This window comes from Microbacterium sp. KHB019, assembly GCF_037285405.1.
GTDB lineage: Bacteria > Actinomycetota > Actinomycetes > Actinomycetales > Microbacteriaceae > Microbacterium.
In genome coordinates this window covers 429042-443806 of the sequence record NZ_JBBDHF010000001.1, presented here as the reverse complement: position 1 = coordinate 443806, position 14765 = coordinate 429042, and the positions used below count along the sequence as shown (strand labels likewise).

The following is a 14765-nucleotide window of genomic DNA, read 5'->3' as shown; positions in this document are numbered from 1 at the left end:
TTCGAGTCTAGCCGAGCTTCAGTGCGTCCTCCGTGACGGCGCAGCGCTCCGCGCGGATCTCGTGGCCGGTGGTGGTGAGGCACTTGCCGGTCTTCAGATCCCACTTCCAGTCGTGCATGCTGCACGTGAGGATGCCATCTTCGTCGACCTTGCCCGTCTTGGTCAGGTCGGCCCGCAGGTGCGGGCAGCGGCGCTGGACGACCCAGTCGCCGACCTCGGCGTCTTCGGTCTGATCGGTCTGCTCGGAGTACCAGTTCTCGACGTACTCGATCCGGTCGACGGACAGGCACTTGAGGAACGTCGTCAGGAACTCGTTGAACTTGCCGCTGCGACCGACCGAGAACTGCATCGACAGGAAGATGGAGTTCGACCAGTCGATCTCGCGATCACGGATGTTCGTCGAGACGAGATCGGCGGGGATCGTGTACCAGTAGATGCAGTCCTCCCCTGCGTACTCGCGGACCTTGGCACGCGGGAAGTCGACGACCATGTCGAGGTCGCCGATGTGGAATCGGACGCAGCCGCCGACGCCGAGCCGGATGGTGCGGGACTTCTTCATCAGCGGTTCCCACCACGCCTTGAGCTCGGCGAGGATCTCCTCCGACGACAGCACGGGTGCCCGCTCCGCCTCTTCGTCCCGGATCTCCTGCTGACGGCTCGCGCGCTGCTCCTCGAGGTAGTCCCACTTCTCGTCGAAGATGTGCTCGAGCTCCGACGGCGTGTACAGCGTCTGCTCGACAGCGACGAGTTCGCGGTTCTCGAGCGTGACGACCGTGCCAGGAACGAAGAGCCGGCCGTCGTACTGCGGTGCGAGCTCCTTCATGTGCGCGAGGAACTGCTTCTGATCCGTGAAGATCGACTCGCCGTTTCGCCCGAGTCCGTTGAAGTCGAACAGGTCGTCGCGCAGGAACATGGGAGGCCCTGCCATCGGGAACACGTGCGGTGCGTCGACCTTCTCGATGTAGTACATCGCGCGCTTGTTCTGGGCGTCGCGCTTGAGCTTCGCGAAGTTCTGCTTGGCGTCCATCGGGAGGTCGTAGACCATCGGCCACCAGATCGCTCCGGAGACCTGCGTGAAATACGCATCAGGTGTGCCGAAGCTCAGCAGCTTCTCGAGGTCCAGCGGATGCGAATCGTTCTGGTTGAGCACGGATGCCGTGCCGTCGTCGACGCTCAGCGAGGAGTCGCCGATCGGACCGTCACTCGGCGCGCGGAGCGGCGTGATCATGATCTTCAGGTCGCCGCGCTCGATGACCTGACCGGCCGGCGCGTACGTGATGTTCGTGTAGCCGAGCGCCCGGATGTCCCGCTCGAGGTCGTCGATGGGGTACTCCGGGAGGAGCACTTCGATGTCCTTGCGGATGTAGCGCTCGAGCAGCTTCGGGTCGAAGTGGTCGCGGTGGCGGTGCGAGATGTAGAGGAAGTCGGCATCCCGTCCGAACTTCTCCCAGTCGAGGCCGCGGTTGTCGGGGAACGGGAACCAGGAGCCGAAGAACGAGGGTCCGAGGACCGGGTCGCAGATGATGTTTCCGCCGACGGTCTCGATGAACATCCCGGCGTGGCCGAGTCCGGTGATCCGCATTGCACTCCTCCTGAGGTGGACCGCTCGATTCTACCGGCGGCGCCCTTCGCGTCAGCCGAGCACGGCCGTGGAAACCCTCAGCTGTCGAACAGCCCGCGTATGTCGTCCGCTGTGAGCGACTGTGCGAACAGCGCCTCGTCATCCATCACCGCGGTGAACAGGCGCGCCTTGCGCTGCTGCAGCGCGAGAACCTTCTCTTCGATCGTGCCGGACGAGATCATGCGGTACACCATCACGGGGTTGCGCTGGCCGATGCGATGCGTGCGGTCGATGGCCTGGGCCTCGGCGGCGGGGTTCCACCACGGATCCAGCATGAACACGTAGTCGGCCTCGGTGAGCGTCAGCCCGAACCCGCCGGATTTCAGGCTGATGAGGAAGACCGGCTGCTCCCCCGTGCGGAACCCGTCGATGACCTCCTTGCGCTTGCGCGTCGAGCCGTCGAGGTACGCGTACGGGATGCCCGCCTGTTCGAGCCGCGCGGCGGCGAGCTGCAGGAACGACGTGAACTGACTGAACACGAGCGCTCGGTGCCCTTCGGCGTGGAGTTCCATCACGCGTTCGATGAGCGCGTCGAGCTTGCGCGAGCCGATCTTCGCATCGGCCTCGTCGACGAGCCCAGGTGCGAGACTCAGCATCCGCAGCATCGTCAGCGATCGGAACACGATGAATCGGTTGCGGTCGAGATCCTTCAGCAGCCCGAGCACCTTCTGCCGCTCGCGCTGCAGCACGGTGTCGTACACCGCCCGATGCGACGCGCTGAGCTCCACGTGCAGCAGCTGCTCCTGCTTCTCGGGAAGATCGGTGGCGACGAGTTCTTTCGTACGCCGCAGCATGAGCGGCCGGATGCGACGCCGCAGCCGCTCCAGCCGGCGCTGCCGGTACTCCCCGCCCTCTTCGTTCTCCGGCACCTTCCCCTGTTCGATCGGCTGGACGTAGTCCTGCCGGAACTTCCTGGCCGACGCGAACAGCCCGGGCGCGGTGAGCTTGAGCAGCGCCCACAGATCCCCGAGGCTGTTCTCCATCGGGGTTCCGGTGACCGCGAACGTGACGCCGGCCGGAATGGATGCCACAGCGCGGTGCTGCTTGGTCGCAGGGTTCTTCACGAACTGCGCCTCGTCGAGCACGAGCACTGCCCAGTCCGCAGCGGCGTACTCCTCGGCATCCAATCGCGCCAGCGTGTACGACGTCACCACGAGGTCGGCGTCTCGCGCGGCATCTGCGATCGATCCTTCGCGGCGGGTTCGCGTCCCCTCGATGACGCGCACGCTCAGCGACGGCGCGAAGCGCGCGGCCTCCTCGCTCCAAGTCGACAGCACAGACGTCGGCGCGATCACGAGGAACGGCCGTCGTTCGCCTGAGGCGCGGGCGTGGAGCATCAGGGTCAGCAACTGGATCGTCTTGCCGAGTCCCATGTCGTCGGCGAGGATGCCGCCCAGCCGGTGCCGCCACAGGAAGGCGAGCCAGTCGAATCCGGTCTTCTGATACGGACGCAGCTCTGCCTGCAGCCCCGTGGGCAGCGGCGCCGAGGGAACCCCGGTCGCCTCTCTCAGGCCCTCAGCCGTGGCGCGCCAGCTCGTCGCGGGCACCGCCTGATCGGCCAGATCCTCGAACTCCTCCCAGAGGTCGGTCTGGTACCGGCTGATGCGGGGGCCGGTCTCCCATTCGGCGAGCTCGGTGGCCTCGTCGATGAGCTCGCGGAGCGAGTCGAGCGCCGGATGTGCGAGCGAGAACCAGCTGCCGTCGACGAGCAGCAGCTTCGTGCGGCGCATGCTCAGAGCCGTGAACAGCGGGGCGAACGGAATGCTGCGGCCGTCGATCTTCACGATCACCCCGAGGTCGAACCAGTCAGGGTCGGTGCTCTCCACCGTGGACACCGTGATCTCGGGCGCACCGCTGAGCTCGTGATACGTCTTGGGTCTGCCCGTCATGACGACGGACAGACCCTGGGCCTTGAGCGCCGGCACGATGTGTGTCGCGAACTCGGCGGCGTCGACATCGAGGAACGTGCCGGACGGCGCGAAATCCTCCCCGGTCACCGACTCCCACAGCGCAGAGGCCTCTCGAAGAGCCTCCTGCTCGGCGTCCTCGTCGCGGACGGCATCGGCGGTCGGCGTCAGCGGGAAGCGACCGTGACCGCGATACGCCCATTCGACGGCGTAGTCGATGCGGTCTCCGGGTCGGTGGACGAGTACGAGCGTCGCGACGGGCGTCGGCACAGCGGGCAGCTCGACCGCCCCGACGGTTCGTATCGGAACGCGGCGCGCGAGCGCCGGATAGGCGTCGCGCAGGAACGCGCCTTCTTCGGCCGCCGGAACGACCAGCGGCGTCCGCGCCGTGATCAGTGCGTGCACCGTGGAGCTCAGCGGCACCTCGGCGAGCGTCACCTGCGCTCTGGCGCCGAGAGGCGTGACCGCGTAGACACCGGAGTGACCGATCGTCCAAGCCGTCTGGGGATCGACCGCGTGCCCGTCGAGGACGACGTCGGCGGACACGGAGAGGCCGTCATCGGTTCGCTCGATCGCCGCAGTGACCTCACCGGATTCCGCGAACGCGACCGTGAAACTCTTCTGCGCTGTGACCAGCGGAACGCCGTGCGCTGCGCCCGCACGCAGGTGCGGCCACAGCAGACCCGATTCCACGTGGTCGAGGATCAGCCAGTCCCCCGCAGTACCGGAGAGCAGCGAGTCGCGCGCGATGCTCAGCAGCTCGGCGAACCATCGCAACTGCTCCGGAGCGAACTGCGTGCCAGGACGACGCATGGCGTCCCAGGACGCCGTCCCCTGAATCCATGACCCTGTGGCGCCGCTGCGCATGAGCGGGCGGATGCCGAGGAGCAGCTCGCCCCCGCCCTTGACGACATCGCGAACGGTGGCTGTGCGCACAGGGCGCGGCGCCCACTGGTGGACTCCGCGTGCAGCGCGATGCCGGACCTCGACGCCGAGCGCGAGCGGTACGGCACGGGCCGCCGCCGGCGGCGATTCGAGCAGTACACGCCAGGTCGGCGCCGCCGATTCGGGCGGCAGCGGGGAGGCCGGGACCGGAGACGCCTCGATGTCGGCGTTGCTCGTGAGAACGGTCGCGACGATGTGCTTGCATCCGAACCGGACAGGGCACGTGCACGTCGTCGACGATATCTCGGCCGATTCGCGCCCCATGGTGACGCGGACGACGCATCGGTAGTCGCTCTCGCCCGACCCGCGGACCTCGGCCGTGAGCATGGTGAAGTCCGCGTTCCAGGCGGTGCGTCTCACCATGCCGGCGCGTGCATACGCCCGTCCGCGCTCGAGGCTGCCCGCGTCCGTCACCCGTCGCAGGATGGACAGGTCGATGCTCGGGGCGGGCATGTGGAGAGTCAGCTGGCGCGGGCCACCCGGGCGAGCACGCCGTGCACGAACGCGCCGGAGTCGTCCGTGGAGAACTCCTTGGCGAGCTCGACAGCCTCATCGATCGCCACAGCCGTGGGAACCGCCTCGTTGTACAGGATCTCCCATACTCCGATGCGCAGCAGCGCCCGGTCGACCGTCGGCATCCGCTCGAGCTTCCAATCACGGCTGTGCGTCACGATGCTCTCGTCGATGTCATCGCTGTGGTCCAGGATGCCGTCCACGATCTCGCGTGCGTAGAGCCAAGAGGCTTCGCGTGCCGGTTCGCTGGCGGCGCGCTTGGCCTCCGCTGCGAGGGTCACCGCGATGTCGTCTCCGCGGACGTCAGCGGAGAAGAGGATGTCGAGCGCGCGCTTGCGCGCCTTGGTACGGGCGCCCACGCCTTACTTCTCGCGACCGAGGTAGTCGCCGGTGCGGGTGTCGACCTTGATCTTCGTGCCGGTCTCGACGAAGAGCGGCACCTGCATCTCGTAGCCGGTCTCGACGGTCGCCGGCTTCGTGCCTGCGGACGAGCGGTCGCCCTGCAGACCGGGCTCGGTGTACGTCACCTCGAGGATGACGGATGCCGGCAGATCGATGTACAGCGGGTTGCCGTTGTTCAGCGCGATCGTGACCTGCTGGTTCTCGAGCAGGAAGTTCTTGGCGTCGCCGACGGTGGCGGCGCCGACGGTGATCTGGTCGTAGTCCGTGGCGTCCATGAACACGAACCCGTCGCCGTCCGCGTAGAGGTAGGTGAAATCGCGACGGTCGACGTTCTCGATCTCGATCTTGGCACCGGCGTTGTACGTGCGATCGACGGTCTTGCCCGAGACCACGTTCTTCAGCTTGGTGCGCACGAACGCACCGCCCTTGCCGGGCTTGACGTGCTGGAATTCGATGACGTTCCAGAGCTGTCCGTCAATGCTGAGGACGACGCCGTTCTTGATGTCTGCGGTGGATGCCATGCGCGAAAGTTCCGTTTCCGTTGAGTATGCGGGCGATCGACCCTTCGAGCAGGCTCAGGTCGGCCGACAGTCGATTCTACGGGATCAGGGCGGCAAGCCGTGCGACAGCCGTCGCGTAGCCGTCGACGCCCTCCCCGATGATCCGCACGGCGGCGACGTCGTGCAGGTAGGAGAACCGGCGGAACTCCTCGCGGTTGTTCACGTCTGAGATGTGCACCTCGGCGAACGGCAGGCTGATTCCGGTGAGCGCGTCGCGCAGGGCGACCGAGGTGTGCGTGAGCCCACCGGGGTTGATGATCACGCCGACGCAGTCCTCACGCGCCGCGTGGATCGCATCGATCAGCACGCCCTCGTGGTTCGACTGGATGCTGCGCACCTCGAAGCCGGCCTCGGCCGCGGCATCCGTGGCGATCCGCTCCACATCGGCCAGGGTCGATGTGCCGTAGACGGCGGGGTCGCGGACGCCGAGCAGATTCAGGTTCGGGCCGTTGACGAGCAGCAGACGACGAGTCATGCGCCGACCTCCTGATACGCGGCGAACAACAAGGACTCATCCGGCGCCTGCAGGACGGTGGGCTTGGCGATGTCGTCGAGGACGATGAACCGCAGCATCCCGCCGCGTGTCTTCTTGTCACGCTGCATCGAGGCGAGCAGCGTCGACCAGGCGCCGGCCCGATACGTCGTGGGCAGGCCAAGGGACTCGAGGATCGAACGGTGGCGATCGACTGCCGCGTCGGACAAACGGCCGGCCAGTCGCGACAGCTCGGCCGCGTACATCATGCCGATCGAGATCGCGGCACCGTGTCGCCAGCGGTAGCGCTCGGCGTGCTCGATCGCGTGACCGAGGGTGTGGCCGTAGTTGAGGATCTCGCGCTGCCCCGCCTCGCGGAAGTCCTCCGAGACGACGTTCGCCTTCATGTCGATCGCGAGCTCGACGGTGCGACGGAACTCGTCCGTCGACGTGTCGACCGCGCGCGCCGGGTCCGCTTCGATGATGTCGAGGATCTCGGGAGCCCAGATGAAGCCGGCCTTGACGACCTCGGCGTAGCCGGCGGTGGCCTCATGGGCGCTGAGACTGCCGAGCTCGTCGAGATCGCCGATCACGGCACGCGGCGCCCAGAACGCACCGACGAGGTTCTTTCCCTCGGCGGTGTTGACGCCGGTCTTGCCGCCCACTGATGCATCGACCAGACCGAGAACAGTCGTCGGCACCTGGACGACCTGGACTCCGCGCAACCACGTCGCCGCGACGAATCCGGCGAGATCGGTGACCGCTCCCCCGCCGTAGCCGATCACGGCGTCCGTGCGGGTGAAGTCGGACTGCCCCATGATCTGCCAGCAGAAGGCGGCGACCTCGATGCGCTTGCCCTGCTCGGCGTCCGGCACCTCGGCCAGCAGCACTTCGCGCTGTCCGTTCGCGTCATCGGCGAGCAGCCTGTCGCGGAACTCAGCTGCCCGAGCGGCGAGCGTAGGCGGATGCACGACGAGGACCTTGCGCACCCCGGGGTCGAGGACCGCTGAGGCCTGGTCGAGGATGCCCCGGCCGACCGTGATGTCGTACGACGCCTGGCCGCTCACGCTGATCGTGGTGGTGCTCATGCCTGCTCTCTCCTCCATGCCGCGATCTCCTCGGCGATGCGCTGCATCGGCCGTCGAGAAGTGTCGAAAGTCGCGTCTGCGATTTCTTCGTACCAGCCGCGGCGCTGTTCGTAGATCTCTTTCCACCGGGTCACCGGATCCTCATCGCCGGCGAGCATGGGTCTTCCGCCGCCGCCGATCCTGTGCGCGACCGCCTCGGGGCTGACTGTCAGGAACACGACAGGATGCTGTCGCAGCAGCTGTCGCGTGGAATACGACGTCACCGCGCCCCCGCCGAGTGAGATCACGCCGCCTTCGGACAACGCGGTCGCCGCGGCTTCTGTCTCGAGCGCCCGGAAGCCGTCCTCACCGCGCACGGCGAAGATCTCGGGGATCGGTCCGTGTGCGGCGACTATGCGCCGATCGGTGTCGATGAACCCGACGCCGAGCTTCTTCGCGACTCGGCGTCCGACGCTGGTCTTGCCCGCGCCCATCGGACCGACGAGCACGAGTGTCAGCAGCTCAGGACTGCTCATCGTGGGCGATCAGAGCCGCCTCGGAGGCGGGAGCCGTGCGGAGCTCGGCGGGGATCGCCGCCAGGTATCCTTCGAGGTTGCGCCTGGTCTCGCGAACGCTGTCGCCGCCGAACTTCTCGAGCACGGCGTTCGCCAGCTCGATGGCGACCATTGCCTCGGCGACGACGCCGGCGGCGGGAACGGCGCTGATGTCGGAACGCTGGTGGTGTGCGGTCGCAGCGTCGCCTGTCGCGACGTCGATCGTCCGCAGCGAGTGCGGCACGGTCGCGATGGGCTTCATGCCGGCGCGCACGCGCAGGACGGTGCCGGTGGACATGCCGCCCTCCGTACCTCCGGCGCGGTCCGATGCGCGGGTGATGCCGTCGTCGGCGACGAAGAGTTCGTCGTGGGCTGCGGAGCCGCGTCGACGGGTCGTCTCGAAGCCGTCGCCGACCTCGACGCCCTTGATCGCCTGGATGCTCATGAGCGCCTGCGCCAGGCGACCGTCGAGCCGGCGATCCCAGTGCACGTGCGAACCGAGTCCTGGTGGGAGCCCGTAGGCCAGTACCTCGACGATGCCGCCGAGCGTGTCGCCGTCCTTGCGCGCGGCGTCGACCTCGTCGACCATGCGGGCTGAGGTCTCGGCGTCGAAGCAGCGCAGCGGATCGGCGTCCAGCGCATCCACGTCGTCCGGGTTCGGGACTGGGCGGCCCTCCGGCACCTGCACGGGGCCGATCGAGAGCGTGTGGCTGACGAGGCGGATGCCGAGCTCGCTGAGGAACGCGCGCGCGACAGCGCCGAGAGCGACTCGTGCTGCCGTCTCGCGGGCACTGGCTCGCTCGAGGATCGGACGGGCCTCGTCGAAGTCGTACTTCTGCATGCCGACGAGATCGGCGTGACCGGGGCGGGGGCGCGTCAGCGGCGCCGAGCGTCCGCGCGACTTGTCGGTGATCTCGGTCGGCTCGGGGTTCATGACCTCGATCCACTTCGGCCACTCGGTGTTGCCGATGCGCAGGGCGATCGGGCTGCCGAGGGTCCTGCCGTGGCGGACTCCGCCGGAGATCGTGAGCTCATCCTGCTCGAACTTCATGCGCGAGCCTCGGCCATAGCCGAGCTTGCGACGCGCGAGGTCGGCCTGGATCGCCTCGGAGGAGATCGGGACGCCGGAGGGCAGACCCTCCATGACGGCGATGAGTTCGGGGCCGTGCGATTCGCCGGCGGTGAGCACGCGGAGCATTGCTCCAGTCTCCCATGTCTCGGCGCACTGCTTCGCCCGTGTGTCGGGCGTGCGGTCGGCGCGTCAGAGAGCGTCGCGCATGGCCGCGAGGACGCGCTGTTCCTCCGGCAGCTCCACGGCGGGGTCCCCGTGCAGGAACACGCGCACCTGCCGGAGCGCCTGGTGCAGCAGCATCCCGAGGCCGGAGATCACGGGGGCGGCGGTCCACACCGCGCCGAGTGCCGAGGGCCACGGCGCGTAGGCCACGTCGAAGAGCGCGCCCCCGTGGGTCGCGAGCTCCTCGGAGACTGATTCATCGAGAACCGTCCCGCTCGGGAGCGTGGCGATCGTGAGGTCGACAGGCGTCGCGGGAGCGTCGAACGTGTTCGCGGTGACCCGGATGCCCAGGCGGCTACCCAGCTCGACGAGCGGCGCCGAACGCTCAGGGCGCCGCGCACGGATGTCGATGTCCGCTCCGCCGATCTCGCTCGCGGCGACCAGCGCGGACGCCGCTGTCGCGCCCGCGCCGAGGATCCGCACGGAGCGAGGCCGCGTGATCCCCTGCTCGGCGAGGGCGTCGATGATGCCGCCGACATCGGTGTTGAAGCCGGTGGAAGCGTCGCCCAGCAGCAGGGTGTTCACCGCCCCGGTCAGTTCGGCATGCCGGTCGCGCGTAACAGCGGCCAGGTACCCCTGCTCCTTGAGCGGCATGGTGAGCGAGAGCCCGCGCCACGTGTCGTCGAGGCCCGCCAGCGCGTCCCCGAAACCTGCCGCCGCCACCTGACGCCGGTCGTACTGCCAGTCGAGTCCCAGGGCGCGATACGCGGCCTCGTGCAGCTGCGGGGACTTCGAGTGCTCGATCGGGTCGCCCCACACCGCGAAACGCATCGCCGTCGCCGGCGGACGCGTCCGATCAGCCGGCATAGCAGCCGGAGTCAGGATTGGCCTGGCACCACTCGTGGAGTTTTTTCTCGGCCTGGGTCTGCTCCGCGTACGTCGCCGAGAACACCGTCTCACCCGTGTTCAGATTCACCGTGACGAAGTAGAACCACGGTCCGTCAGCCGGGTGCATGGCCGCATCGATCGCGGCGTCGCTCGCGGTGGCGATCGGACCCTTCGGCAGTCCGGGGTGGATGTAGGTGTTCCACGGGTTCGGATCGGTGAGAGCCTTCTCCGAGGAACCGGCGGAGCCGGCGTGGAGCTCCCCGACCCCGTACTGCGCGGTGGAGTCCATCTGCAGCAGACCGTGCGTCTCGTCGTTGCCCGGCTGGAGCCGGTTCACGATGACGCGGGAGACCTTGGGGAAGTCTTCGGTGTGACCCTCGCGCTGGATGATGGATGCGATCGTCAGGACACGCTGCTCGTCGCCCTCCGGCACGCCGGCCGCTGCGAGGGACTCACGCGTGCGATCGACCATGCGCTGAATCACGTCCTTCGCCGTGACCTCGGGGTCGAACGTGTAGACAGCGGGGAACAGCCAGCCCTCGAGGCTGTCGGCTTCCACGCCGTATGCGCTCGGGTCCTTGACGGCGGCCTGGAAGTCCTCGATCGGGATGCCGAGGCTCTCCGCCATGGTCGGCAGGAAGTATTCCAGCGTCGATCCCTCCGGCACGGACGCCGTGTTCTCAGCCTTGCTCGCCGGATCCTGGATCGCCGTGAGCGCGGCCTCGGCCGTCATCTTCTCCTGCAGCTTGTACACGCCGGGATAGAAGGTGACCGCGATGTTCTCGTCGACCAGATAGTCGTAGAACACGTCCTCGGTTCGGGTCACGCCCGCTTCGTAGAGCGCGGTGGACACTGGGCCGCCGGTGTCGCCGTCGCGGATCGTCACGAAGACCTCACCGGTGGCGATGCCGGGCTCCCAGTCCGCGGGCGGGCCCCAGCCCATCACGTCGCTGATCTTGTCGCCGTAGGTGTTCCAGGCCCAGAACCCGCCGGCAGTGAGGCCGCCCAGGATCGCCAGCACGATCGCCAGCGCTACCAGGCATCCGGTGCGACGCTTCTTCTTCGCCTTCTTGGTGTGTCCGACTTCGGTGTGGTCCGCCTCGAACAGATCGTCCAGCGTCGCGGCGCCCGGCACGGCTGCGGAGGTCGAGGGCTCAACGGCAGCGGTCTCAGGAGCAGGGGTCTCAGCGGCAGAAGTCTCAGGGCCGGCCGTGGTCGCCGTCGATTCACCTGTGGGTTGCTGAGCCGCTGTCTGCTCTGGAGCGGGTTCGGGGTCGCCGCCCGTCTTCGGTGTGAACGAGCCGGCCTGCTGGCCGGTCTGCGCCGCCTCTCGCCGGGCACGGCGCGAACCGGGGACGGGCGGAGTGGAGTCTGACGCCGGAGCACGGTGCGACGGCTCTGGGAGCTTCGCGAACAGGTCGTCGGACAGACTGTGCGAACTCGGCTCTGGGTTCTCGCGTTCGGGCATGCTCAGAAGGGCTCCTCGGTCGGGGGCACCACGGACCCGGCCGGGTTGCCGGTGCTCTTCTCCGTGTCGATCGCGTGCTGCAGCAGAACCACAGCGGCGACCTGATCGACAATGCTACGAGAATTCCGCTGAGTTCTCCCCGATGATCTCAGCGCCGCGTGCGCAGAGACCGTGCTCAGCCGTTCATCGACCAGACGCACCGGCACCGAGGTGAGGCGCTGCAGCGCCGCTGCGAATTCCCTCGCGTCCGAGGTCGACGGCGTGTCCTCCCCCTGCATGTTCACAGGCAGACCGACGACGAACTCGAGCGGCTCGTACTCGGCGGCGATCTCCGCAAGACGCGTGAGCGAGACATCCGAACGCGGCACGGTCTCCACGGGGACGGCGAGCATCCCGTCCGGGTCGCAACGAGCGACGCCGACGCGGGCCTTGCCGACGTCGACGCCGAGTCGCACGCCGCGACGGAACCCGGTCACGCGGTCCGCAGGTCGGTCGTGATCGCGTCGAACGCAGCGGGCAGGGCCGCAGCATCCGTTCCACCGCCCTGGGCGACGTCATCGCGTCCACCACCGCCGCCGCCGAGCACACCGGCGGCGCGCTTCGCGAGCACGCCGGCCTTCGCGCCGGCCGCACGGGCTGCGTCGTTGGTGGCGACGACGACAACAGGCCTGCCGCCGACGATTCCGCCGAGGGCGACGACCGCCGGGTCCGAGCCGAGGCGCTCGCGAACGCTGAGCGCCAGACCGCGCACGTCATCGCCCGACGCGACCTCGCCGACGGAGACCGCAGCGACGCGGAAGGCGCCGATGCGTTCGGCAGCTTCGGCGATCGCCGGAACCCGACCCTCGCGCTCCTTCGCCTCGAATTGAGCGATGCGCTTCTCGGCGCTCTTCAGGTTCGCAGCGATCTCTGCGATGCGATCCGGAAGCTGCTCGCGCGGCGTCTTCAGAGCCGAAGTGAGCTGCGAGACGATCGCCCGCTCTGCCGCGAGCTCGCGGAACGCGTCCTGACCGACGAGCGCCTCGATCCGGCGGTTGGATGCGCCGACCGATGACTCACCGACGACGCTCACCAGACCGATCTCGGCGCTGGAGGTGACGTGGGTGCCTGCACAGAGCTCACGCGACCACGGGCCGCCGATGTCGACCATGCGCACGACATCGCCGTACTTCTCGCCGAAAAGCGCCATGGCGCCCGCTTCCTTCGCCTCATCGAGCGAGACGATGCGCGTGGTCACCTCAAGGGCGTCCTGCACGGCGCGGTTGGTGATCTCCTCGATCTCCGTGCGCGTGTCGGTCGACAGCGGCTGCGACCAGGAGAAGTCGAATCGCATGTAGCCGGCGCGGTTGAGCGACCCGGCCTGGGTCGCACCGGTTCCGAGTGTGTCCCGTAGTGCGGCGTGCACCAGATGGGTCGCGGAGTGCGCCTGACGGGCTGCGCGACGGTTCGCTGCATCCACGACGGTCGTCGCACGGTCGTCGATCGCCACTGTTCCCGTGCTCACCTGCACGGTGTGGCTGATGAGGCCGGGCACCGGCTTCTGGACGTCCAGGACCTCCAGCTCGTAGCCGGGGCCGACGATCGTGCCCTTGTCGGCGACCTGTCCGCCGGACTCGGCGTACAGGGTCGTCTCGGCGAGCACGATCTCAGCGACCTGGCCCTCGGTCGCGGACGTGGCCGGCTGACCGTCCACGAGGATGCCCAGAACACGCGACTCCGTCTCGAGATCGGTGTACCCGGCGAAGGCGGTCTCGCCGAGGGCGCGGAAGTCCCGGTACACCGAGACGTCGGCGAGCTGGCGCTTGCGGTTGCGGGCGTCCTCCTTGGCGCGCTGACGCTGCTCCTGCATGAGCGCGTCGAAGGCCGAGCGATCCACGGACAGACCCGCTTCCTCAGCCACTTCGAGGGTCAGATCGATCGGGAACCCGTACGTGTCGTGGAGCAGGAACGCCTCGGGGCCGCTGAGCGTGCTCCCCCCGGCGCTCTTGGTCTGGTCCAGCGCGAGGTCGAGGATCGTCGAGCCCTGTGCGAGCGTGCGACGGAAGGTCTCCTCCTCGGCGAAGGCAGCCGAAGACAGCACCGACCACTCCGTCTCCAGCTCCGGGTAGGTCGCCTTCATCGCATCGCGCGATGCGGAGAACAGCTCGGGGAAGGACGGCTCATCGACGCCGAGCAGGCGCATCGCCCGGACGGTGCGCCGCATGAGGCGGCGAAGGATGTACCCGCGCCCCTCGTTCGACGGCCGGACGCCATCGGAGAGCAGCATGAGCGAGGAGCGCACGTGGTCGGCGATGACCCGGAAACGGACATCGTCCTCGTGGGCGGCACCGTAACGACGACCGGAGAGCTCGATCGCGCGGTCGAGAACCGGACGCACCTGGTCGGTCTCGTACATGTTCTCGACGCCCTGCTTGAGGAATGCGACGCGCTCGAGCCCCATGCCGGTGTCGATGTTCTTCATCGGCAGTTCGCCGACGATGTCGAACTCGGTCTTTCCGCGGATGTTCTCGATGAAGTCCTGCATGAACACGAGGTTCCAGATCTCCAGGAACCTCGTGTCGTCGACCGCGGGTCCGCCGTCCTTGCCGTGCGCGGGCCCGCGGTCGAAGAAGATCTCCGAATCAGGGCCGCCGGGACCCGGCTGTCCGGTGTTCCAGTAGTTGTCGGCCCGGCCGAGCCGCTGGATCCGCTCGGGCTTCAACCCGATGATGTCGCGCCAGATCGCTTCGGCCTCGTCGTCGGTCTCATAGACGGTGACCCAGAGATCCTTCTCGTCGAAGCCGAGACCGCCGTCGGACTCGGACGAGGTCAGCAGCTCCCACGCGTAGCGGATCGCGCCTTCCTTGAAGTAGTCGCCGAAGGACCAGTTGCCCAGCATCTGGAAGAAGGTGCCATGACGGGCGGTGCGGCCCACTTCCTCGATGTCGTTGGTGCGGATGCACTTCTGGACATCGGCGATCCGCGGATGCGGCGCAGGAACGACTCCGGTCAGGTACGGGATCATCGGCACCATGCCGGCGACCGTGAACAGCAGCGACGGATCGTCGCTGACCAGGGATGCCGAGGGAACGACGAGGTGGTCGTTCTTCTCGAAGTAGTTGAGGTAACGCTGCGCGATCTCCGCGGTTTTCATG

12 protein-coding genes are annotated in these 14765 nt (G+C 67.9%); all 12 read right to left on the bottom strand.

Annotation, left to right across the window (positions count from 1 at the left end; genetic code table 11):
- Window positions 1–7: 7 nt before the first annotated feature.
- The 12 genes from KHB019_RS02195 to alaS all read right to left on the bottom strand — a co-directional run bounded on the left by KHB019_RS02195 (window position 8) and on the right by alaS (window position 14764).
- A complete protein-coding gene (locus KHB019_RS02195; RefSeq protein ID WP_230103212.1) occupies window positions 8–1582 on the bottom strand; it encodes a Rieske 2Fe-2S domain-containing protein in 1575 nt (524 codons plus the stop codon).
- A gap of 77 nt (window positions 1583–1659) precedes the next feature.
- Window positions 1660–4926, bottom strand: coding sequence for a DEAD/DEAH box helicase (locus KHB019_RS02190; protein WP_337458001.1), 3267 nt, complete (start codon window positions 4924–4926; stop codon window positions 1660–1662).
- Between the two features lie 8 nt (window positions 4927–4934).
- The gene (gene nusB / locus KHB019_RS02185) at window positions 4935–5345 is read right to left on the bottom strand and encodes a transcription antitermination factor NusB (protein ID WP_230103210.1); all 411 of its coding nucleotides are present in this window, start codon (window positions 5343–5345) and stop codon (window positions 4935–4937) included.
- 3 nt (window positions 5346–5348) lie between these two features.
- Window positions 5349–5909, bottom strand: coding sequence for an elongation factor P (gene efp, locus KHB019_RS02180; protein WP_230103209.1), 561 nt, complete (start codon window positions 5907–5909; stop codon window positions 5349–5351).
- A gap of 76 nt (window positions 5910–5985) precedes the next feature.
- Window positions 5986–6423 carry a type II 3-dehydroquinate dehydratase gene (locus KHB019_RS02175; protein ID WP_230103208.1) on the bottom strand — a complete coding sequence of 146 codons (438 nt, stop codon included), beginning with the start codon at window positions 6421–6423 and terminating at the stop codon, window positions 5986–5988.
- Entirely contained in the window at window positions 6420–7508 is a 1089-nt protein-coding gene (gene aroB / locus KHB019_RS02170) for a 3-dehydroquinate synthase (RefSeq protein ID WP_230103207.1), read from the bottom strand. The genes KHB019_RS02175 and aroB overlap by 4 nt, the downstream gene beginning before the upstream one ends.
- Window positions 7505–8023 carry a shikimate kinase gene (locus KHB019_RS02165; RefSeq protein ID WP_337458000.1) on the bottom strand — a complete coding sequence of 173 codons (519 nt, stop codon included), beginning with the start codon at window positions 8021–8023 and terminating at the stop codon, window positions 7505–7507. The genes aroB and KHB019_RS02165 overlap by 4 nt, the downstream gene beginning before the upstream one ends.
- The gene (gene aroC, locus KHB019_RS02160; protein WP_230103205.1) at window positions 8010–9239 is read right to left on the bottom strand and encodes a chorismate synthase; all 1230 of its coding nucleotides are present in this window, start codon (window positions 9237–9239) and stop codon (window positions 8010–8012) included. Before aroC ends, KHB019_RS02165 begins: the two co-directional genes overlap by 14 nt.
- A 63-nt stretch (window positions 9240–9302) precedes the next feature.
- The gene (locus tag KHB019_RS02155) at window positions 9303–10142 is read right to left on the bottom strand and encodes a shikimate dehydrogenase (protein ID WP_337457999.1); all 840 of its coding nucleotides are present in this window, start codon (window positions 10140–10142) and stop codon (window positions 9303–9305) included.
- Window positions 10132–11631, bottom strand: coding sequence for an endolytic transglycosylase MltG (gene mltG, locus KHB019_RS02150; RefSeq protein WP_337457998.1), 1500 nt, complete (start codon window positions 11629–11631; stop codon window positions 10132–10134). Before mltG ends, KHB019_RS02155 begins: the two co-directional genes overlap by 11 nt.
- Before the next feature lie 2 nt (window positions 11632–11633).
- Window positions 11634–12107: a Holliday junction resolvase RuvX gene (gene ruvX, locus KHB019_RS02145; RefSeq protein WP_337457997.1), complete on the bottom strand. Its 474-nt coding sequence runs from the start codon at window positions 12105–12107 to the stop codon at window positions 11634–11636.
- Window positions 12104–14764 carry an alanine--tRNA ligase gene (gene alaS, locus KHB019_RS02140; RefSeq protein ID WP_337457996.1) on the bottom strand — a complete coding sequence of 887 codons (2661 nt, stop codon included), beginning with the start codon at window positions 14762–14764 and terminating at the stop codon, window positions 12104–12106. Before alaS ends, ruvX begins: the two co-directional genes overlap by 4 nt.
- Window position 14765 lies beyond the last annotated feature (1 nt).